This is a genomic window from Pseudoduganella sp. HUAS MS19 (assembly GCF_053615455.1).
The window spans coordinates 1,109,790-1,129,916 of sequence record NZ_CM132133.1; the positions used below are offsets into that span (position 1 = coordinate 1,109,790).

Consider the following 20,127-nt stretch of genomic DNA (forward strand, 5'->3'; position numbering starts at 1 on the left):
GTCATACTGGCCGGCTGGCAGCGCTGGTTTTTGATGCAATGTTACCAATTGCGGCTCTAATTGGGCTTTTTGGTAAAATTTCCCAATTTTGCAGGGTTTTGACTTGATGAAATCCTTGCTGTCACACAAATAAGGAATTCACATGTTCAAAGACAAAGTGCTGTTGATTACCGGAGGCACTGGTTCTTTTGGTAATGCCGTGCTGCGCCGTTTCCTTCGATCGGAGCTGAAAGAAATCCGCATTTTCAGCCGCGACGAAAAGAAGCAGGATGACATGCGCAAGAAGTACAACGATCCCAAGCTGAAGTTCTATATCGGCGACGTGCGCGATTACCAGTCCGTGCTGAACGCGGTGCGCGGCGCTGACTTTATCTATCACGCGGCGGCGCTGAAGCAGGTGCCATCCTGCGAATTCCATCCGATGGAAGCCGTCAAGACCAATGTCATCGGTACCGAAAACGTGCTCGAGGCGGCCATCAATTGCGGCGTCAGGCGCGTGGTGTGCCTGAGCACCGACAAGGCGGTGTACCCCATCAACGCGATGGGCATCAGCAAGGCCATGATGGAAAAAGTGATCGTGGCGAAATCCCGCACCACGTGCGACACCACGATTTGCGCCGTTCGCTATGGCAATGTGATGGCATCGCGCGGCTCGGTGATCCCCTTGTTCACCCAGCAGATCCAGGCCGGGCGGCCGATCACCATCACCGACCCGCACATGACGCGCTTCATGATGACCCTGGACGACGCGGTCGACCTGGTGCTGTATGCCTTTGAGCACGCCTCGCCGGGCGAGATCTTTGTCCAGAAGGCGCCCGCTGCCACCATCGAGACCCTGGCCAAGGCACTGACCGGCCTGCTTGGCGTGCCGGCCCATCCGATCAATATCATCGGGACCCGCCACGGCGAAAAACTGTTCGAAGTCCTGTTGAGCCGTGAAGAGATGGTCGCGGCCGAGGATCTGGGCAATTACTTCCGCGTGCCGCCGGATTTGCGCGACCTGAACTACGGCAAGTTCGTTGAGCAGGGCGAGATCAAGATTTCGGAGGCGGTGGAATACAACTCCCACAACACCACCCGTCTCGAGGTGCCGGGCATGCAGGAATTGCTGATGAAGCTGGGCTTCATCCAGGCGATCGTCAGCGGCCAGCAGGCAGAACCCGAGGACTGAGCCATGAAGGTGTTGATCACAGGCGCCAATGGCTTCGTCGGCAAGAACCTGCAGCTGCACCTGGCGGAACGCAGTGATGTTGAAGTGGTTTGCTTTACCCGCGAGCACACGGCCGCGCAGTTGCCGGCACTGCTGGACGGCGTTGCCTTCGTGTTCCACCTGGCTGGCGTCAATCGCCCGCAAGACCCGCAGGAGTTCGTGACCGGCAACCAGGACCTGACCCGGGCCCTGTGCCAGGCTGTCGCCGGCAGCGGGCGCCGCATCCCGCTGGTGTATGCCTCCTCGATCCAGGCCGGCCGCGACAATCCTTATGGAGCCAGCAAGCGCGCGGCGGAATTGGCGCTGTTCGAACTGCGTGAAAGCCACGGTGTGCCGGTCCATGTGTTCCGCTTGCCGAATGTGTTCGGCAAATGGTGCAAGCCGCACTACAACTCGGCGGTAGCGACCTTCTGCCATCAGCTGGCGCGCGGACTGCCGATCCAGGTCAACGATCCGGCTGCCGCGCTGACCCTGGTCTACGTGGACGACCTCGTCGGCCGTTTCATCGAGCTGATGGATGGCGCGGACGCCAGTCTGGACGCGGATGGTTTCGCGCTGGTGGCGCCCCAGTACAGCACGACGGTCGGCCAGCTTGCCGGGCAGATCAGTGCATTCCGGGACAGCCGGGCAAGCCTGGTGACCGAGCGTGTCGGTACTGGCCTGGTGCGGGCGCTGTATTCCACCTACGTCAGCTACTTGCCGACCGCTGAGTTCTCCTACCCGGTGCCGCAGTATGGCGATGCGCGCGGCGTTTTTGTCGAGATGCTGAAAACCCCGGACTGCGGCCAGTTCTCGTATTTCACCGCCCATCCGGGCGTCACGCGCGGCGGCCACTACCACCACAGCAAGACTGAAAAGTTCCTGGTGATCAGGGGCCGGGCGCGCTTCAAGTTCCGCCATATGCAAACCGGCGAAACCTATGAGCTGCTGGCCAGCGGCGAAAAGGCCGAGATTGTTGAAACCGTTCCGGGCTGGACCCATGACATCACCAATATCGGCGCCGAGGAAATGGTGGTGATGCTATGGGCCAATGAAATCTTCGACCGCGCCAGGCCAGACACCTTCGCGTGCCCGCTGTGAAAGCCAAAGAATGAAAAAACTCAAAGTGATGACGGTGGTCGGTACGCGTCCGGAAATCATCCGCCTGTCGCGGGTACTGGACGCGCTGGACCGCCACTGCGACCACGTGCTGGTGCACACCGGCCAGAACTACGACTATGAATTGAACCAGGTGTTCTTCGACGACCTGGGCCTGCGCAAGCCCGATTTCTTCCTGGCGAGCGCCGAGGGCAGCCAGAGCGCGGCCAACACCATCGGCAACCTGATCACGGCGGTGGACCAGGTGCTGGAGCAGGTGCAGCCGGAGGCCATGCTGGTGCTGGGCGATACCAACAGCTGCCTGTCGGTGATCCCTGCCAAGCGCCGCAAGGTGCCGATCTTCCACATGGAAGCGGGCAACCGCTGCTTCGACCAGCGCGTGCCGGAAGAGACCAACCGCCGCATTGTCGACCACACCTCGGACATCAACCTGACCTACAGCAGCATCGCACGCGAGTACCTGCTGCGCGAAGGCTTGCCGCCGGACCAGGTGATCAAGACCGGCAGCCCGATGTACGAGGTGCTGCAGCATTTCCTGCCGCAGATCCAGGCCTCGGACGTGCTGGCGCGCCTGAACCTGGCCGCCGGGCAGTATTTCGTCGTCAGTGCCCACCGGGAAGAGAACATCGAGTCCGAGCGCAGCTTCACCAGGCTGGTGCAGGTGCTGAACATGGTTGCTGAGGAACACGGCCTGCCTGTCGTCGTGTCGACCCACCCGCGCACGCAAAAGCGCGTGGATGCCACCAGCGCCCGGTTCCATCCGCTGGTGCGCTTGATGAAGCCGCTCGGTTTCCACGACTATGTACACCTGCAAATGCATGCCAAGGCGGTGCTGTCGGACAGCGGGACGATCAGCGAGGAAGCCTCGATCCTGAACTTCCCCGCCCTCAACCTGCGCGAGGCGCATGAACGCCCGGAAGCGATGGAAGAGGCGGCTGTGATGCTGGTGGGCCTGGCGCCGGAGCGCGTGCGCCAGGGCCTGGCGATCCTGGCCAGCCAACCGCGCGGTGCCGAGCGCAGCCTGCGCCTGGCAGCCGACTACAGCATGCCCAATGTCAGCGACAAGGTGGTGCGCATCCTTCACAGCTATACGGATTACGTAAGACGCGTGGTCTGGAAACAATACTGATGACACGACCGCTTCGCTTTGCACTGATTGCCGATACTTTTCCTCCGTTTCGAACCTCAGGGGCCGTGCAGCTGCGGGACCTGGCGCGCGAATTCGCCCGCCAAGGCCACGAACTGACCGTCATGCTGCCGGCGGCCGACCTGGCCGGACCCTGGACGCTGGAAGAGAGCGAGGGCGTGCGCGTGTTGCGCCTGAAAGCGCCGCGCACCAAGGACATCGGCTACGTCCGGCGTACCATTGGCGAGTTCCTGATGCCGTTTGCCATGCGGCGTCAGCTGCGCCGCAGCCCCTTGGCACATGAGAGATGGGATGGCGTGCTGTGGTACGCCCCGTCGATTTTCCACGGGCCGCTTGCCCACGCCCTTAAGAAAGCAAGCCGCTGCAAGGGCTACCTGATCGTCCGCGACATCTTCCCCGAGTGGGCGGTGGACATGGGGCTGATGGGGCGCGGCTTACCCTATCGCTGCTTTTCCGCCGTGGCGCGCTATCAGTATTCCGTGGCGGACGTGATTGGCGTGCAGACGCCGGGCAATCTTTCTTATTTCAGCGAATGGCAGCAGCGGCCCGGGCGCCGGCTGGAAGTGCTGCAGAACTGGCTGGACAAACCGGCCAGCGCGCGCTGCCCGATCCGCGTCAGCGAAAGCCCGCTGGCCGGACGCAAGATTTTTGTCTATGCCGGCAATATGGGCGTGGCGCAGGGCATGGACATCGTGCTCGACCTGGCTGGCGCGCTGGCCGGCCGCAGCGACGTCGGCTTCCTGTTTGTCGGGCGCGGCAGCGATGCCGCACGCTTGCGCGGCATCGCCCGGGCGCGCGGCCTGCAGAACGTGCTCTTCTTCGATGAGATTCACCCGGACCAGATTCCCGATCTTTATGCCCAGTGCCAGGCCGGCATCGTTGCCCTCGACCCCCGCCACAAGTCGCACAATATTCCGGGCAAGTTCCTGACCTATATGCAGTGCGGCCTGCCGGTGCTGGCAAACGTCAATCGCGGCAATGACCTGGCCGGCATCATCCGGACCGAACGGGTGGGGCAGATCTGCGAAAGCAACCAGCTTGACGAGCTGGTCGCGCTGGCCAAGCGCTTGCTGGAGCAGGTAGCCGCCGACCGGGAGCTGCCGGCACGTTGCCAGGCGCTGTTCGAGCGTGAGTTTTCAGTCGGGCATGCAGTGCGGCAAATCACCGGCGCGCTGGCGCGGGACGCAGCATGAGCGGCCGGCAGCAGGTCAGCATCTGCATGGCGACCTATAACGGCGCGCGCTATCTCCGGCCCCAGCTCGCGTCCATACTGCAGCAGATGGAAGAGGGCGATGAGCTGATCGTTGTCGACGACGCCTCGCAGGACGATACGCTGGACATCGTGCGTGCGTATGGCGACCCCCGCATCAGGGTATATGCCAATGCAGTGAACCTGGGCCACGTCAGGACTTTTTCCCGCGCCCTGCAGTTGGCCGGCCGCCCCTGGATGGTGCTGGCCGACCAGGACGATATCTGGGCCGAAGGCCGGCTGGCCAGCTTGCGCGCGGCACTGGCCCGCCCCGGCGTCTGGCTCGCAACCGGCAATGCGCGCTTCATCGATGCCGCAGGCACCGCGATCCCTCCGGCGTACCGCGACCTCGAAGCGGCCGATTCAGGGCGCCATGCGCTCAATATCCTGCGCATCTTTACCGGCCGGGCCTTTTATTACGGCTGCAATATGGCCTTCAGCCAGGAACTCGCGCGGCTGGCCTTGCCGATTCCCGGCTATGTGGAGTCGCACGACCTGTGGCTTGCCATGGCGGCCAATCTGGCGGGCCGCAACCTGCACCTGGGCGAGGTGCTGCTGTATCGCCGCATCCATGGCGGCAACGTCACCAGTTCGCGCCGGCCGCTGTGGCGCAAGCTCAGAAGCCGCGTCCTCTTCCTGCGCGCGCTGGCCCACCTGGCGTGGCGCCGGTTTGGCCGCCGCGCCTGAGCGGGTGCGCCGGTCCGGATCGACGGCTGCTATACTCTGCGCTTGTCAATGAGGAGGTATGTTGCCTAAAGTGGCTATCCTGCTGAGCACATACCATGGCCAGCATTATCTCGCGGAACAGCTGGACTCTTTTTCTGCACAGACACATTCCGACTGGGAAGTATGGGCTTCGGATGACGGCTCGGCAGACGGCACGCCGGGGATTCTCGCTGCATATCGGCAGCAGTGGCCTGCGGGCAGGCTGGCGGTCTGTGCCGGGCCGGCGCAAGGGTTTGCGGCGAACTTCCTGGCGCTGACGTGCAATGACCGCATCCAGGCCGACTATTATGCCTATTCGGACCAGGACGATATCTGGCACCCGGACAAGCTGGAACGCGCCGTGCAATGGCTGCAGGGCGTGCCCGCCGGCACGCCGGCCCTGTATTGCTCGCGCACCATGCTGGTCGATGCGGCCAACAGGGACATCGGCTTGTCGCCCTGGTTTGGCAAGCCGTGTTTCGCGAATGCGCTGGTGCAGAACATAGCAGGCGGCAATACCATGGTGTTCAACCAGGCCGCCCGGACTTTGTTGCGGGCGGCTGCGCAGGTGCCGATCGTGTATCACGACTGGTGGGCGTATATGGCAGTTACCGGCTGTGGCGGGCAGGTGTTCTGCGACCCGGTGCCGACGCTGCGTTACCGCCAGCATGGCGGCAACCTGGTGGGGGTCGATGTCAGCTGGCAGGCACGCTGGCAACGCCTGCTGAAGGTATGGCAGGGGCAGCACAGGGAGTGGAACAGCGCCTATATGGCTGCCCTGCGCAAGCTGGAGGACCGGCTCACGCCGGAAAGCCGCGCCATTTTCCAGCGTTTTGCGCAAGCCCGGGAAATGAGTCTGGTCCCGCGCCTGGTGAATGTTTGCCGTAGTGGGGTGTACCGCCAGACCCGGCTTGGAAATATCAGCCTGGCAGTCGCGGCGATTTTCAGGAAAATCTGAGGTGACAGGACCGATGAACATCTTCGTGACAGGCGGCGCCGGCTATATAGGATCCCACACATGCGTTGAGCTGCTGGCAGCGGGGCATCGGATTGTGATCTTCGATAACTTCAGCAACAGTCACCCGCAAGCGGTGGCGCGCATCGGGCGCATCACCGGACGCCAGCCAATCCTGGTGGAGGGCGACATCCGCGACCAGCCTGCCATCGAGGCGGCCCTGCGCAGCCACCAGTGCGATGCCGTCATCCATTTTGCCGGCTTGAAGGCAGTCGGCGAGTCGGTCGAGCAACCGTTGGCCTACTATGACTGCAATGTGATCGGCACTCACCGATTGTTATCTGCAATGCAAAATTGCGGCGTGCGCACCCTGGTGTTCAGTTCTTCGGCAACGGTGTACGGCGAGCCCCAGCGCCTGCCGCTGGCGGAAGACCACCCGCTCTCCGCCACCAACCCGTATGGCCGCAGCAAGTTGTTCATTGAAGACATGCTGCGCGACATGCATCGCGCGCAGCCTGCCTGGCGCATTGCGATATTGCGTTACTTTAACCCGGTCGGCGCCCATGAGAGTGGCTTGATCGGCGAGAATCCGCAGGGCATTCCCAACAACCTGATGCCCTACGTGGCGCAGGTGGCAGTGGGCCGGCGCGACTGCCTGAACGTCTGGGGTAACGATTACCCGACCCATGACGGCACGGGCGTGCGCGACTATATCCATGTGGTGGACCTGGCGCAGGGCCACTTGAAAGCCCTGGAGCGGCTGGCGGCCCCGCAATGCACCGAAATCAACCTGGGCACGGGCGCCGGCTACAGCGTGCTGGACGTGGTCAGGGCGTTTGAGGTTGCTAGCGGGAAAAAAATTCCCTATAGCATCTGTGCGCGCCGCGCCGGCGATGTGGCCGCCTGCTACGCTGACCCAGCGTATGCCGCCAGCTACCTGGACTGGAAAGCGCAGCGCGACCTGGCCACGATGTGCCGCGACCACTGGAACTGGCAAAAGCGCAACCCGGCTGGCTACGCGTGACCGCTCCGCCTGGCTGCAGTTTGGTGGCCTATCCGGCCAAATGTTAGAATATTGGCCAATCTGATGGTGGCCGTCCGAAATGCCTGGAATGGTATAAAAGACGGCAAATTTTAATAAAATCTAACAATATCATGACAATTTTGGTAACCGGTGGCGCCGGATTTATTGGCAGCAATTTCGTCCTCGACTGGCTGGCCCAGTCCGATGAAACCGTCATCAACCTGGACAAGCTGACCTACGCGGGCAACCTGGACAACCTGCGCGAACTGGAAGGCAACCCGCGCCACCTGTTCGTGCGCGCCGACATCGGCGACAAGGAGCGGGTGGCGGCGCTGCTGGCCGAGCACCAGCCGCGCGCCATCCTGAACTTCGCGGCGGAAAGCCATGTGGACCGCTCGATCCTGGGTCCCGGCGAATTCATCCAGACCAATATCGTCGGTACCTTCAATCTGCTGGAGGCGGCGCGCGCCTACTGGGGCGGCCTGGATGGCCCGGCCAGGGAAGCCTTCCGCTTCCTGCACGTGTCCACCGATGAAGTCTACGGCTCGCTGGAGCCGCAGGCGCCGGCCTTCACCGAGCAGCATCGTTACGAGCCGAACAGCCCTTATTCTGCCAGCAAGGCTGCCAGCGACCACCTGGTGCGTGCCTACCATCACACCTATGGCATGCCGGTGCTGACCACCAATTGCTCGAACAACTACGGCCCCTACCACTTCCCGGAAAAACTGATTCCGCTGGTGATTCACAATGCACTGTCCGGCAAGGCACTGCCGATCTATGGCGATGGCCAGCAGATCCGCGACTGGCTGTACGTCAAGGACCACTGCAGCGCCATTCGCCGCGTGCTCGAGTCCGGCGTACTGGGCGAGACCTATAACGTTGGCGGCTGGAATGAAAAAGCCAACCTCGACGTGGTGCATACCCTGTGCCAGATCCTGGATGAACTGCAGCCGCGCGCCGATGCGCAGTCATATAAGACCCAGATCACCTTTGTCAAGGACCGCCCCGGCCACGACAAGCGCTACGCGATCGACGCCAGCAAGCTGGAACGCGAGCTGGGCTGGAAGCCGGCCGAAACCTTCGAGACCGGCATCCGCAAGACCGTGCAGTGGTACCTGGCCAACCCGGGCTGGGTGCAGAACGTCACCAGTGGCAACTACCGCAACTGGGTGGAGAAGCAGTACGCATGAAGATCCTGCTGATCGGTAAGAATGGCCAGGTCGGCCAGGAGTTGCAGCGCACCCTGCTGCCGCTGGGCGAGCTGGTGGCGCTCGGGCGCGACGGGCTGGACCTGGGCGACCTGGACGCGCTCCAGCGCGTGCTGGCCGGCCAGGCGCCGGACCTCATCGTCAACGCCTCCGCCTACACGGCGGTCGACCGCGCCGAGTCGGACGAGGCCGGCGCCATGGCCGTCAATGCCGCCGCCGTTGGCGCGCTGGCCGCCTACGCGCGCGAGCACGGCGCGCTGCTGGTGCACTATTCGACCGATTACGTCTTTGACGGCGCCCAGGATGCGCCTTACCGGGAAGACGACGCCACCGCGCCGCAAAGCGCCTACGGCCGCAGCAAGCGGGCCGGCGAGCAGGCCATCCTGGCCAGCGGCTGCCAGGCCCTGGTGTTCCGCACCAGCTGGGTGTTCTCTTGCCATGGCGGTAACTTCATCAAGACCATGCTGCGCCTGGCTGGCGAGCGCGACAGCCTGAGCGTGGTAGCCGACCAGTTCGGCGCGCCAACTTCGGCCGAGCTCATTGCCGACGTCACCGCCCTGGCGATCGCGGCCTATCGCCGCGGCGCGCTGGCCGGCGGGATTTACCACCTGACCGCTTCCGGCGCCACCAGCTGGCACGGCCTGGCCAGCTACGCCATCGAACGCGCCATTGCGCGCGGCGCCAGCCTCAAGGTCGATCCGACGCAGATCAAGCCGATCCCGACCGAGGCTTACCCGCTGCCGGCCAGGCGGCCCAGGAATTCGCGGCTGGATACGAGCAAACTGTGCGGCGCCCTCGACCTGCAAATGCCGGACTGGAAAGTGCACGTCGACCGCCTTATTGATCAACTCTCCTGAACGGAAAACCGCATGAAACGCAAAGGCATTATTCTCGCCGGCGGCTCCGGCACGCGGCTGCACCCGGCCACCCTGGCAATCAGCAAGCAATTGCTGCCGGTGTTCGACAAGCCGATGATCTACTACCCGCTCAGCACCCTGATGCTGGCCGGCATCCGCGACATCCTGGTCATTTCGACCCCGCAAGACACGCCGCGCTTCCAGCAACTGCTGGGCGATGGCGAGCAATGGGGCCTGAACCTGCAATACGCGGTGCAGGAGTCGCCCGATGGCCTGGCCCAGGCCTTCATTATCGGCGAGCAGTTCATCGGCGACGCGCCTTCGGCGCTGGTGCTGGGAGATAACATCTTCTACGGCCACGAATTCCAGGACCTGCTGGGCAACGCCATGGACCGCACCGAAGGCGCCAGCGTGTTCGCCTATCACGTGCACGACCCCGAGCGCTATGGCGTGGCCGAATTCGACGAGCAGCGCCGCGTGCTGTCGCTGGAAGAAAAACCGGCCAAGCCAAAATCGAATTATGCCGTGACCGGCCTGTACTTCTACGACCAGCAGGTGGCCGCGCTGGCCAAGAGCCTGAAGCCGTCGGCGCGCGGCGAACTGGAAATCACCGACCTGAACCGCCTGTACCTCGAGCAGGGCAAGCTCAATGTCGAAATCATGGGCCGCGGCTATGCCTGGCTCGACACCGGCACCCACGAGTCCTTGCTGGAAGCAGGGCAGTTCATTGCCACCCTGGAAAACCGCCAGGGCCTGAAAGTGGCCTGTCCGGAAGAAATCGCCTTCCGCCAGCAGTGGATCGGCGCCGCGCAGCTGGAAAAGCTGGCCCGCCCGCTGGCCAAGAACGGCTACGGCCAATACCTGCTGCGCATCCTGGAAGAGAAAGTGTACTGATGAACGCCACCCGATTGCGCATTCCCGACGTCGTCCTGCTGGAACCCAAGGTTTTCGGCGACGAGCGTGGATTTTTTTACGAGAGTTTCAACCAGGCCCGCTTCGAAGAAGCGATTGGCCGCAGCGCCAATTTCGTGCAGGACAACCACTCGCGCTCGGCCAAGGGCGTGCTGCGCGGCTTGCACTACCAGATCCAGCAGGCGCAGGGCAAGCTGGTGCGCGTGGTGGCCGGCACCGTGTTCGACGTCGCCGTCGACCTGCGCAAGAGCTCGCCAACCTTCGGCCAATGGGTCGGCGAAATCCTGAGCGGCGAGAACAAGCGCCAGCTGTGGGTGCCGGAAGGCTTCGGCCATGGTTTCGTGGTGCTCAGCGACAGCGCCGAATTCCTGTACAAGACCACCGACTACTACGCGCCGCAGTACGAGCGCAGCATCGCCTGGAATGACCCCGAGCTGGCCATCGACTGGCAGTACCAGGGCACGCCATCGCTGTCGGCCAAGGACGCCAACGGCACGCCGCTGAGCCAGGCGGAGGTGTTTGCCTGATGCAGCAGTTTTCCATTGCGCCGCGCCAGATGCTGGCCAGTTCCTGGCACAACCGCGGCCTGATCAAAGCCCTGGTCGAGCGTGAAGTGATCGGGCGCTACCGCGGTTCGGTATTCGGCATCCTGTGGTCGTTCTTCCATCCGCTGTTCATGCTGACGGTGTACACCTTCGTCTTCAGCGTGATCTTCAAATCGCGCTGGAGCGGCGGCAGCGACTCGAAAACGGAATTCGCGCTGGTGCTGTTTGCCGGCCTGATCATCTTTAACCTGTTTGCCGAATGCGTCAACCGGGCGCCGACCCTGATCCTGTTGAACGTGAACTACGTTAAGAAGGTGGTGTTCCCGCTGGAGATCCTGCCGTGGGTGGCGCTGGGTTCGGCACTGTTCCACGCCTGCATCAGCCTGCTGGTCTGGCTGCTGGCCTATGTGCTGCTGATTGGCGTGCCGCATGCCACCGTGCTGCTGCTGCCGCTGGTGGTGCTGCCGCTGCCCTTCTTCATCCTGGGCCTGAGCTGGGTGCTGGCCGCGCTTGGCGTCTACCTGCGCGATGCCACGCAGTTCATTGGCATCCTGACCACCACACTGATGTTCCTGTCGCCGATCTTCTATTCGGCCGAAACGCTGCCGCCGGAATACCGCCACCTGATCGCCTTCAATCCGCTGGCACCGGTCATCGAGCAGGCGCGCGAAGTGCTGTTCTGGGGCCGGGTGCCGGACCTGGCCGTGCTGGCTGCCACGCTGGGCGGCTCCATGCTGATCGCCTGGCTCGGCTTCGCCTGGTTCCAGAAGACACGGAAAGGTTTTGCCGATGTCCTCTGAAATCGCGATCAAGGTCAGCAATTTAAGCAAGAGCTACCAGATCTACAACCAGCCGCATGACCGCCTGAAGCAGTCGGTCTTGCCGCGCATGCAAAAGCTGCTGGGCGCCAGTCCCAGGCAGTATTTCCGCGAATTCCAGGCTGTGCATGACGTCTCTTTCGAGATCCGGAAGGGCGAAACGGTTGGCATCATTGGCCGCAACGGCAGTGGCAAGTCGACCTTGCTGCAAATGATTTGCGGCACCCTGAACCCGACCAGCGGCAGCATCGAGACGCATGGCCGTATCGCCGCGCTGCTGGAACTGGGTTCCGGCTTCAATCCTGAATTCACCGGGCGCGAAAACGTATACATGTACGCTGCCGTGCTGGGCTTGCCACGCGCCGAAACCGCGGCCCGCTTTGCCGAGATCGAAGCCTTCGCCGATATCGGCGACTTCATCGAGCAGCCGGTCAAGACGTATTCCAGCGGCATGCTGGTGCGCCTGGCATTTGCCGTCATTGCCCACGTCGATGCCGATATCCTGGTGGTGGACGAAGCGCTGGCCGTGGGCGATGCCTTCTTTACCCAGAAGTGCATGCGCTTCCTGCGCCAGTTCATGAAGACCGGCACCGTGTTGTTCGTCAGCCATGACACGGCTTCCGTGCGCAGCCTGTGCAGCGACGCGATCTGGATCGAAAAAGGCAATATGCTGGAGCGGGGCACGCCCAAGGAAGTGTGCGAGCATTACCTGGAAGCGTTTTACGAGGCCCAGCAAGGCAAGAGCACGTCGACCCGCATCAAGGCTTCCACCGTCGAGCGGGTGGCCGCGGCGGCGCAAGACCAGCGCCGCGAGTTCATCAACGCGAGCAATTTGCGCAACGACCTCGAGCTGTTCGACTTCAATCCCGATGCGCCTTCGTTCGGCAAGGGCGAGGCCCAGATCACGGCCGTGCGCTTCCTGGACGCCGCGAAGCAGCCGCTGGCCTGGATCGTCGGCGGCGAGAACGTGACCCTGCGGGTCGAGGCGCAGGCCCACGGTCTGCTGGATTCGCCGATTATCGGCTTCTACATCAAGGACAAGACGGGGCAGAACCTGTTTGGCGACAACACCTGGCTCGATTATATGGAGAAGCCGGTCGCCTGCGGGAACGGCCAGTTCCTGGTGGCGGATTTCGAATTCCAGATGCCGCGCCTGGCTGCCGGACAATATTCGATCACCGTGGCGATCGCCAACGGCTCGCAACACGATCACGTCCAGCACCATTGGGTGCACGATGCGGTCAGCTTCAAGTCCGAATCCACCAGCGTGGCTGGCGGCCTGATCGGCATTCCGATGCAAAGTATAAATCTTAGAACTGTAGCTTCCCATGAATGACTTCAAAGACAGCTTGCTGCAAGCTGCGAACTTCACCCCCATCTCCCTGCAAGCCCCCAATTCCTGGTGCGGCCACCTGCCGTTCGCGGCATGGCTGGTCAAGCAGCTGCGCCCTGCCTTGCTGGTCGAGTTGGGCACGCATACGGGTAACTCCTATTTCTCCTTCTGCCAGGCGGCACAGGAAGAGGACATCGCGGTCAAATGCTACGCGGTCGATACCTGGCAGGGCGACGAGCACGCCGGGATTTACGGGCAAGAGGTGTTCGAGCAGGTGCATGTGCACAACCAGGACTTTTACTCCGGTTTCTCGCGACTGCTGCGCATGACTTTCGACGATGCGGCCAACTACTTCGCCGACGGCTCGATCGACCTGCTGCATATCGATGGCCTGCATACTTACGAAGCGGTCAAGCACGACTTCGACACCTGGCTGCCAAAACTGGCACCGGGTGCGATTGTCCTGTTCCACGATATCAATGTGCGCGAGCGTGGCTTTGGGGTCTGGCAGCTGTGGGAGGAATTGAAGGAAGGCTACGGCGAGCATCTTGAGTTCGTGCATTCGCACGGGCTGGGCGTGTTGCGGATTGGCGGCGCCAGCGAGGCAGCCGCAATGCCGTGGCTGCAGGCCGGCGCCCCAGAACAACAATTGATGCGCAATTACTTTTCGGCCTTGGGCACGCGGCAGGTCGAGCGCGCCGACCTGATGAAGGCGCGCGCCGATCTGGCTGGCGCGAAAGCCGCATCCCTCCAGAATGCGCAGACCTTGATGGAACAGATCAAGGGCCTGCAGGATGTGATTTCGCAGCGCGATGCGCACGTCCAGCACCTGGAGCAGGAAATCGGGCGCCGGGAGCAGGAAGCATTGCTTGCCGCATCGTCCAAGAAGGCGAAGTGATTCGGCACGGCGATGGGATGGCGGCATGAAGGAAGGCAAGAATAGATGTTGGAAGTTCAGAAAATGAAATTGCGGATTGCATTGGGTGGGCATCAGGGCGATACGGACGCGGTCATGCGCGGCCTTCGCGCTTCCGGCGTTGCTTTGGAAAGCGGTGCCAGTTCCGGCATCAAAGGCGGGCACGGCTTCGAGGAAGATAAGGAGCTGGCAGCGTTCAACGACGAGATTCTTGCCGCACTGGGCCAAAAGAGCGCCGGTTCGGCGCCTGTCGGCACCGCTGCAATCGCCCAGCTGCAAGAGCAAGGGTATTTCCTGCGCGCCGCGGAGCTGATCAAGGGCAAGGCCGGCACAGCAGGCGTGCTTGGCATGCCGGCGCCGCAGATGGTCCCCTTGCTGCCATTCTGGCGCGAAGTATTCAGCCATTGCGGCCTGGAGGTGTCGTACACCCTGGCCCTTCCGGCCGCGGCCGCGCCGGCCCCAGTGACGGCGGTCGCCGACCCGGAAACCGCGGACCACGTCAAGGCGCCGCTCGGCTCCTTGCCGCGCAAAGGACGCAAATTCGTGGCCGCCGCCGCCTTGGCTTCGTACCGCGCCTTGCCGCTGTCCCACGCCAGCAAGCAGAAATTGAAGAGCGGCATTTTCACCTTCTTCGGCTTCGCCCTGAAGAGTAGCGGCGCTTACCAGCGTTGGCGCGAGTACCAGCGCTTCACGCTGCCGCCAGCGGCTGCCCAGGCGCCTGCCATGCGGACCAGCTCGGGACTCATCCTGCAGCAAGCGCTGCCGGTGGCCGACGGTATCTGGGAGTGGCAAGACCACGCCACCATCAAGGCCGGGATTGCCCAGGTAAAAGCGAAGCGCTTCGAGAACCTCGAAGTCAAGCCGTATGACATGGTCAAGATCGAGCACAGCGACCTGCACCGTGTTGCGGCGTCGCTGGCGTTTCCCCCCCTGGTGGCGGCGCCGGACGTGTCGATCATCCTGCCGGTGTTCAATAATATTGTCCTGACCCTCGAGTGCCTGGCCTCCATCGCCCAGCATGTCGAACCTGGCCATACGTTCGAAATCATCGTGGCCGATGACGGTTCGACCGATGAGACCGAGCAAGTGCTGTCCCAGGTGCAGAACATCCGCTACAGCCGCGGCGAGCGCAACCTGGGCTTCCTGCGCAACTGCAACCGCGTGCTGGACGAGGTCAAGGGCCGCTATGTGCTCTACCTGAATAATGATGTCCAGGTGACTGCCGGCTGGCTCGGCGCACTGCTCAAAACCTTCGACCAGCAGCCGAACGTCGGCGCGGTCGGTCCACGCTTCGTCTACCCGAACGGCTTCCTGCAGGAAGCCGGTGTCGCCTTCACGCCGGATGGCGCCGCCACCATGGTGGGCCTGAACGACGATCCGCTCAAGCCGCGCTATTCCTACCTGCGCCGGGTCGACTATGTCTCGGGCGCCTGCCTGCTGCTGTCGAGCGAGATGGTGAAAAAGGTCGGCGGCTTCTCGGAAGAATTCCTGCCCTGCTATTGCGAAGATGCCGACTTGTGCCTGAGCATCCGCAATGCCGGCTATGACATTTACTACAATCCGGACGCCACCATCATCCATCACTTGTCCAAAACGACGGCGCAAGGCGATGATTCTTTCAAGATGCGTGCCATCCACAACAACCTGACTACGCTGCAAAGGAAATGGACGGCGACGCTGGAAAGCAGGATGGATCCGCGCCTGATCTGCTTCTTCCTCCCGCAGTTCCACCCGGTCCCGGAAAACGACCAGTGGTGGGGCAAGGGCTTCACGGAATGGACCAACGTCAGCAAGGCGCAGCCTAACTTCGTCGGCCATTACCAGCCGCGCCTTCCCGCCGACCTGGGTTATTACGATCTGCGGCTGATGGAAGTGATGCAGCAGCAGGCCGAACTCGCCCAGCGATACGGTGTGCACGGCTTCTGCTATTACTATTACTGGTTCGACGGCCATCGCCTGCTGGAACGCCCGATCGAGCAGCTGCTGCTGTCCGACGAACCCAAGCAGCCGTTCTGTCTGTGCTGGGCGAACGAAAACTGGAGCCGCCGCTGGGATGGCCAGGAACACGAAGTACTGATGGCGCAATCGCACTCCATCGAGGACGATATTGCGGTCATCAACGACCTGATCCGGTACTTCAAGGATGAGCGATACATCCGTATCGACGGCAAGCCGCTGCTGGTGGTCTACCGCGTCACGCTGTTCCCGAACTTTGCGGAAACCGCGGCGCGCTGGCGTGCCGTCTGCCGCGAACAGGGCATTGGCGAAATCTACATTGCCATGGTCGAATCGTTCGAGCTGGTGCATTCGGACTCGCATCCATCGGAGTTTGGCTGCGATGCCAGCGTCGAATTCCCGCCGCAAGGCATGGCGGTACCCAAACCACCGAGCGGGGAAATCCTGCGTCCCGACTTTGCCGGCGGCGTTGCCGATTACCGCGAGATCGCGGTGCACTATGCTACCCGCGAAGCGCCCGGCTACACGCGTTTCAAGGGCGTGATGCCAGGCTGGGACAACACCGCCCGCCGCGGCGGCAACAGTTTCTGCTTCGAACATGCCACGCCAGGCGCATTCCAGGCCTGGCTGGAAGAGTCGATCGAGGAAACCCGCAAGCAGAATTACGGCGACGAGCGCCTGGTCTTCGTCAACGCCTGGAACGAGTGGGCCGAGGGCGCCTACCTGGAACCGGACCGCCGCTTCGGCCATACCTACCTCGAGGCAGTGCGCAACGCGCTCGATGCCGGCCGTTTGCTGTCGAAATAATAAGCAATGAATATGACTACATCCAAACAAAACGAGGTATGCCTGGTCGGGCACCCTTACACGCCGATCGGCATGGGCGAGCATTTGCGCGCCAGTTTCCGTTCCTTCCGCGCAGCGGGGGAAGCGCCGCGCCTGCTCGACGTCTATAAGTTGACGCCGCCATCGGAGGCCGACAAGGCGGAGTTTGGGCCGTCGATGCAGAATTCATTGGGGCCGATCAACGTCTTCCACATTAACGGCGACGAGATCAAGCAGGCGTGGAAACACCTGGGCCACGCCGAACAAGTGCCTGGGTATAACGTCATTTACCCGTTGTGGGAACTGCCACGCTATCCGGAAGAATGGGCAAGCCAGCTCGATCGCTTTGACGAAATCTGGGCGCCATCGCGCTTCATCATGGAGAGCCTGGAGAAGGTGTGTTCCAAGCCGATCTACCACATGCCTTTGTCGTGCCAGGTTTCCCTGAGCGGCTTCATGGGGCGGCGCTACTTCGGCATTCCCGAAGCAGACTACACCTTCCTGTTCTTCTATGATTTGCGCTCTTTCTCGACGCGCAAGAATCCGGCCGGCGTACTGCGCGCCTTCCGCAGCCTGCTGGCCAAGCGCCCGTACTCCAAGGCGCACCTGGTCATCAAGGTAAACGGCGTCGAGACCAACCCGGCCGCGTTTGCCGCGTTGCAGAAGGAAGTGGCCAACCTGCATAACGGTGTCACCCTGATCCAGCGCGTGATGACCGGCAATGAAATCAAGAACCTGGTGCGCTGCTGCGATTGCTTCCTGTCGCTGCATCGCTCCGAAGGCTATGGCTTCGGCTGTGCCGAGGCGATGGCGCTGGGCCGGCCAGTCATCGCCACCGCTTACTCCGGCAATATGGATTTCATGGCGCCGGACGCATCGCTCGGCGTGGATTACAAGCTGATTCCGGTGCTGGAAGGCGAATATCCGCACCACGAAAACCAGGTCTGGGCCGATCCCGATTACGACCAGGCGGTCAGCTTCATGATCGACATGCTGGACTCGCCGGAGAAGGGCCGTGCGCTGGGAGCGGTGGCGCGCCGGCATATGCAGAACCGTTTCGCTTATCGTCCGACCGGACTGAATTACGTTAATCGTTTAGACGCCATTCGCCGCAGCCTGGGCAAATGAATGCCTCCGGCGGCCACACCAGGCCGCTGGCCGACATCCCAATAAAAGAAGAAAAGATGATCAGCTACAGTCGATTCACCCTGTCGATACCAACTGTAATACTCGTTGCATTCGCCTGCTTCGTGATATTCGCCGCCGGTGTGGGTGGACCGATTTTCGGGTCCGATGAATACGTGTATTTCATCAGCGGTAAATTCAATCACCAGCTCGAAACCTTGTACCAGCTCGATCCGGGCTTGCAGCGGGTTTCGAACTTCCTGTACTTCTCGCTGGTGCATGCTTGCACCGCGCTGGTTGGCGAGCATTTCCTGACTGTCTACCGCATCGTCCACGCCATTGAATTCGTGGCTGCGGTATGCCTGGTGTGCAGCGCGGTGCGTCCGCTGCTGGGTCAGCGGCGCATGCTGTTGAGCGTGGTTTGCTGCCTGATGTTCCCCGCGCACATCTATCTCTACGCGGTCATGCCGGAAGTGGACCTGATGCTGCTGGCTGCCATCCTGGGCTTTAGCCTGGTGCGCATCTATCCCGCACGATCGCTTTGCGCCAGCGCGTTCGCCGGCGCGGCGCTCGGTGCGGCCATCCTGATCAAACCGCATGCGATAGCACTGTTGCTCGCTGCTGTGGCGGCGCAAGGCCTGATGTGGATGACCGGTGTCGGACCGCGCCGGCTGTCGGCCGTGGTGGGCAACTGCCTGCTCATGCTGGCTTCGACCTATGTCACGCTGATTGTCCTTGCCTTTGCAGCCACCGGAAACTGGTCGCTCGACCCGACCGTGGCGCTGGGCTTGAAATTCTATGGCAAGTACCTGGATAATTCGGCAGTCCAAGTCTCGCTGCTTAGCAAAGTCATCAGCGCCTTGCACTATTTGCTCGCTAACCTGGTCGTGGTCGCCCTGGTTTTCGCGCCGGCGCTGGCATGGTCCGCCGGCCATTTGCTGCGACACCTGCGTGAAAGGCACAGCGATGCGCCGCTGGAAACGGCATTGGCGAGCTTCGTCCTCGCCATGCTGGCTTCCCACCTTGCCATGACCGCCTGGTTTACTGCCGGCGCCGCCGCAATCAACGAGGGCGAGGCCATGCGCTTGCACGGCCGCTACCTCAGCGCCGCGCTGATCTGGCTGCCGCCCGTGTATCTCTTCGCGCTGACGCAATGGTCGCCGCGCTTGCGGAAACTGTGCAACGCTGTGCTGGCCGGAGCAGTATTGCTGCTGTTGTTGCTGGTGGTGCCAAAATTCAAGATCTACCCCTGGGATCACCCCTTGCTGATGGCGTTCTTCAATCCGAAGAACTGGTATCAATGGACGCACGGTGGCGCGCTGCCATATCTCGGCATGGTAGTGACTGCCGCCGTGATCGCCGGTTTGCTGTTGTCGGTCTATAAGCGCGAGTGGCAATCCCGGATCCTGATCGCGCAGCTGCTGCTGATCCTGGGGGCGGGCCTCCTGCAGAATTACTCCTGGCTGTGGGTCCACCTGTCCGGTACCCGGGAAGCCAGCCAGGGCGGTCAGACCCTGGGCATGCTGTTGGGCGATAAGCAAATGGGCCGCGGCGTGCTGGTGACCGAAGAGCGTTATGGCCGTGCTTCCTATCTGTTGTTTGGGCTGGCTAATGCGCCTAAAGTCATTGCGCGTCCCGCGGGGGAGGTCGTGACTTCGCAGGATGTTGCCGGTGCCAATTGGGTCATCATCGACGGCAACTACAAGCTTCAGTTTGACTACAAGGCGTCGATGACGTTCAAGCAGCTGCGCCTGATTACGCTGCGCGGCTCTCCGGTGGCGGTCGTGCCGCACGCTGTCGAAGCAGCGCGTCTCGCTGCACCGAAGACGGTCATGGCCGAAGGCGAGGCATTGAGCCTGACACTAACCCAGTCCCCTGATAATGGCGTGCTGCTGACTGGCTTTAACGAACAGGAGGATTGGGGCGCGTGGACCAGCGAGCCCAAGGCGGAGGTTGTCTTGCCGCGCCTGCTCGAAGGTAAACTGCGCCTCACCCTGTTCGGCTGGAGCCTCCCGGAAAACCTGGGCGCGCCAATGCAATTGAAGGCTGGCGACAAGACCTACCCCTTGGCCCTGACAGGCGCCCCCCAGGACATCGTCCTGGAGGTCAGCCTAGCCAAGCCAACTGATCGTTTGGCCTTTGAATCCGGTGTGTTCAAGCCAGCCAATTCGGCCCGCACCCTCGGCGTAGCAATTGGCAGGATCAATATCGAACGGCTGAAGAAGTGACTTTTGTCGAAGAAAA

Annotated in this window: 17 protein-coding genes; all 17 read left to right on the forward strand. The window is 62.2% G+C overall.

Annotation, left to right across the window (positions count from 1 at the left end; translation table 11 throughout):
- Positions 1-142: 142 nt before the first annotated feature.
- The 17 genes from ACWBU6_RS05160 to ACWBU6_RS05240 all read left to right on the forward strand — a co-directional run bounded on the left by ACWBU6_RS05160 (position 143) and on the right by ACWBU6_RS05240 (position 20,111).
- Positions 143-1,171, forward strand: coding sequence for a polysaccharide biosynthesis protein (locus ACWBU6_RS05160; protein WP_452647769.1), 1,029 nt, complete (start codon positions 143-145; stop codon positions 1,169-1,171).
- A 3-nt stretch (positions 1,172-1,174) separates the two neighbouring features.
- Entirely contained in the window at positions 1,175-2,290 is a 1,116-nt protein-coding gene (gene wbjC / locus ACWBU6_RS05165) for a UDP-2-acetamido-2,6-beta-L-arabino-hexul-4-ose reductase (protein WP_452647770.1), read from the forward strand.
- Positions 2,291-2,300: 10 nt separating this feature from the next.
- Entirely contained in the window at positions 2,301-3,437 is a 1,137-nt protein-coding gene (wecB, locus tag ACWBU6_RS05170) for a non-hydrolyzing UDP-N-acetylglucosamine 2-epimerase (RefSeq protein WP_452647771.1), read from the forward strand.
- On the forward strand, positions 3,437-4,648 hold the full coding sequence (locus tag ACWBU6_RS05175; protein ID WP_452647772.1) for a glycosyltransferase family 4 protein: 1,212 nt from the start codon (positions 3,437-3,439) through the stop codon (positions 4,646-4,648). Before wecB ends, ACWBU6_RS05175 begins: the two co-directional genes overlap by 1 nt.
- Positions 4,645-5,391 (forward strand): glycosyltransferase, encoded by a 747-nt coding sequence (locus ACWBU6_RS05180; protein ID WP_452647773.1) that lies wholly within the window; start codon positions 4,645-4,647, stop codon positions 5,389-5,391. Before ACWBU6_RS05175 ends, ACWBU6_RS05180 begins: the two co-directional genes overlap by 4 nt.
- 58 nt (positions 5,392-5,449) lie before the next feature.
- Positions 5,450-6,367: a glycosyltransferase family 2 protein gene (locus ACWBU6_RS05185; protein ID WP_452647774.1), complete on the forward strand. Its 918-nt coding sequence runs from the start codon at positions 5,450-5,452 to the stop codon at positions 6,365-6,367.
- 13 nt (positions 6,368-6,380) lie between these two features.
- Entirely contained in the window at positions 6,381-7,388 is a 1,008-nt protein-coding gene (galE, locus tag ACWBU6_RS05190; RefSeq protein WP_452647775.1) for a UDP-glucose 4-epimerase GalE, read from the forward strand.
- Positions 7,389-7,519: 131 nt separating this feature from the next.
- On the forward strand, positions 7,520-8,578 hold the full coding sequence (gene rfbB / locus ACWBU6_RS05195; RefSeq protein WP_452647776.1) for a dTDP-glucose 4,6-dehydratase: 1,059 nt from the start codon (positions 7,520-7,522) through the stop codon (positions 8,576-8,578).
- The gene (gene rfbD, locus ACWBU6_RS05200; RefSeq protein ID WP_452647777.1) at positions 8,575-9,453 is read left to right on the forward strand and encodes a dTDP-4-dehydrorhamnose reductase; all 879 of its coding nucleotides are present in this window, start codon (positions 8,575-8,577) and stop codon (positions 9,451-9,453) included. The genes rfbB and rfbD overlap by 4 nt, the downstream gene beginning before the upstream one ends.
- A 12-nt stretch (positions 9,454-9,465) precedes the next feature.
- Positions 9,466-10,347, forward strand: a complete 882-nt coding sequence (gene rfbA, locus ACWBU6_RS05205) for a glucose-1-phosphate thymidylyltransferase RfbA (RefSeq protein WP_452647778.1) — start codon at positions 9,466-9,468, stop codon at positions 10,345-10,347.
- On the forward strand, positions 10,347-10,892 hold the full coding sequence (rfbC, locus tag ACWBU6_RS05210; RefSeq protein WP_452647779.1) for a dTDP-4-dehydrorhamnose 3,5-epimerase: 546 nt from the start codon (positions 10,347-10,349) through the stop codon (positions 10,890-10,892). Before rfbA ends, rfbC begins: the two co-directional genes overlap by 1 nt.
- Positions 10,892-11,710 (forward strand): ABC transporter permease, encoded by an 819-nt coding sequence (locus tag ACWBU6_RS05215; RefSeq protein ID WP_452647780.1) that lies wholly within the window; start codon positions 10,892-10,894, stop codon positions 11,708-11,710. Before rfbC ends, ACWBU6_RS05215 begins: the two co-directional genes overlap by 1 nt.
- A complete protein-coding gene (locus ACWBU6_RS05220; protein WP_452647781.1) occupies positions 11,700-13,064 on the forward strand; it encodes an ABC transporter ATP-binding protein in 1,365 nt (454 codons plus the stop codon). Before ACWBU6_RS05215 ends, ACWBU6_RS05220 begins: the two co-directional genes overlap by 11 nt.
- Positions 13,057-13,959: a class I SAM-dependent methyltransferase gene (locus ACWBU6_RS05225; RefSeq protein WP_452647782.1), complete on the forward strand. Its 903-nt coding sequence runs from the start codon at positions 13,057-13,059 to the stop codon at positions 13,957-13,959. Before ACWBU6_RS05220 ends, ACWBU6_RS05225 begins: the two co-directional genes overlap by 8 nt.
- A gap of 63 nt (positions 13,960-14,022) precedes the next feature.
- Positions 14,023-16,740: a glycoside hydrolase family 99-like domain-containing protein gene (locus ACWBU6_RS05230; protein ID WP_452647783.1), complete on the forward strand. Its 2,718-nt coding sequence runs from the start codon at positions 14,023-14,025 to the stop codon at positions 16,738-16,740.
- Positions 16,741-16,752: 12 nt separating this feature from the next.
- The gene (locus tag ACWBU6_RS05235; protein WP_452647784.1) at positions 16,753-17,886 is read left to right on the forward strand and encodes a glycosyltransferase family 4 protein; all 1,134 of its coding nucleotides are present in this window, start codon (positions 16,753-16,755) and stop codon (positions 17,884-17,886) included.
- Positions 17,883-20,111, forward strand: a complete 2,229-nt coding sequence (locus ACWBU6_RS05240) for a hypothetical protein (RefSeq protein WP_452647785.1) — start codon at positions 17,883-17,885, stop codon at positions 20,109-20,111. The genes ACWBU6_RS05235 and ACWBU6_RS05240 overlap by 4 nt, the downstream gene beginning before the upstream one ends.
- Positions 20,112-20,127: the final 16 nt, after the last annotated feature.

What these genes read in the sequence shown, in the direction of transcription:
- galE (WP_452647775.1), top strand. Translation starts at nt 6,381, where the DNA reads ATGAACATCTTCGTGACAGGCGGCGCCGGCTATATAGGATCCCACACA.
- rfbC (WP_452647779.1), top strand. Translation starts at nt 10,347, where the DNA reads ATGAACGCCACCCGATTGCGCATTCCCGACGTCGTCCTGCTGGAACCC.
- ACWBU6_RS05235 (WP_452647784.1), top strand. Translation starts at nt 16,753, where the DNA reads ATGACTACATCCAAACAAAACGAGGTATGCCTGGTCGGGCACCCTTAC.
- ACWBU6_RS05230 (WP_452647783.1), top strand. Translation starts at nt 14,023, where the DNA reads ATGAAATTGCGGATTGCATTGGGTGGGCATCAGGGCGATACGGACGCG.
- rfbA (WP_452647778.1), top strand. Translation starts at nt 9,466, where the DNA reads ATGAAACGCAAAGGCATTATTCTCGCCGGCGGCTCCGGCACGCGGCTG.
- ACWBU6_RS05175 (WP_452647772.1), top strand. Translation starts at nt 3,437, where the DNA reads ATGACACGACCGCTTCGCTTTGCACTGATTGCCGATACTTTTCCTCCG.
- wbjC (WP_452647770.1), top strand. Translation starts at nt 1,175, where the DNA reads ATGAAGGTGTTGATCACAGGCGCCAATGGCTTCGTCGGCAAGAACCTG.
- ACWBU6_RS05160 (WP_452647769.1), top strand. Translation starts at nt 143, where the DNA reads ATGTTCAAAGACAAAGTGCTGTTGATTACCGGAGGCACTGGTTCTTTT.
- ACWBU6_RS05225 (WP_452647782.1), top strand. Translation starts at nt 13,057, where the DNA reads ATGAATGACTTCAAAGACAGCTTGCTGCAAGCTGCGAACTTCACCCCC.
- rfbD (WP_452647777.1), top strand. Translation starts at nt 8,575, where the DNA reads ATGAAGATCCTGCTGATCGGTAAGAATGGCCAGGTCGGCCAGGAGTTG.
- wecB (WP_452647771.1), top strand. Translation starts at nt 2,301, where the DNA reads ATGAAAAAACTCAAAGTGATGACGGTGGTCGGTACGCGTCCGGAAATC.
- ACWBU6_RS05215 (WP_452647780.1), top strand. Translation starts at nt 10,892, where the DNA reads ATGCAGCAGTTTTCCATTGCGCCGCGCCAGATGCTGGCCAGTTCCTGG.
- rfbB (WP_452647776.1), top strand. Translation starts at nt 7,520, where the DNA reads ATGACAATTTTGGTAACCGGTGGCGCCGGATTTATTGGCAGCAATTTC.
- ACWBU6_RS05185 (WP_452647774.1), top strand. Translation starts at nt 5,450, where the DNA reads ATGTTGCCTAAAGTGGCTATCCTGCTGAGCACATACCATGGCCAGCAT.
- ACWBU6_RS05180 (WP_452647773.1), top strand. Translation starts at nt 4,645, where the DNA reads ATGAGCGGCCGGCAGCAGGTCAGCATCTGCATGGCGACCTATAACGGC.
- ACWBU6_RS05240 (WP_452647785.1), top strand. Translation starts at nt 17,883, where the DNA reads ATGAATGCCTCCGGCGGCCACACCAGGCCGCTGGCCGACATCCCAATA.
- ACWBU6_RS05220 (WP_452647781.1), top strand. Translation starts at nt 11,700, where the DNA reads ATGTCCTCTGAAATCGCGATCAAGGTCAGCAATTTAAGCAAGAGCTAC.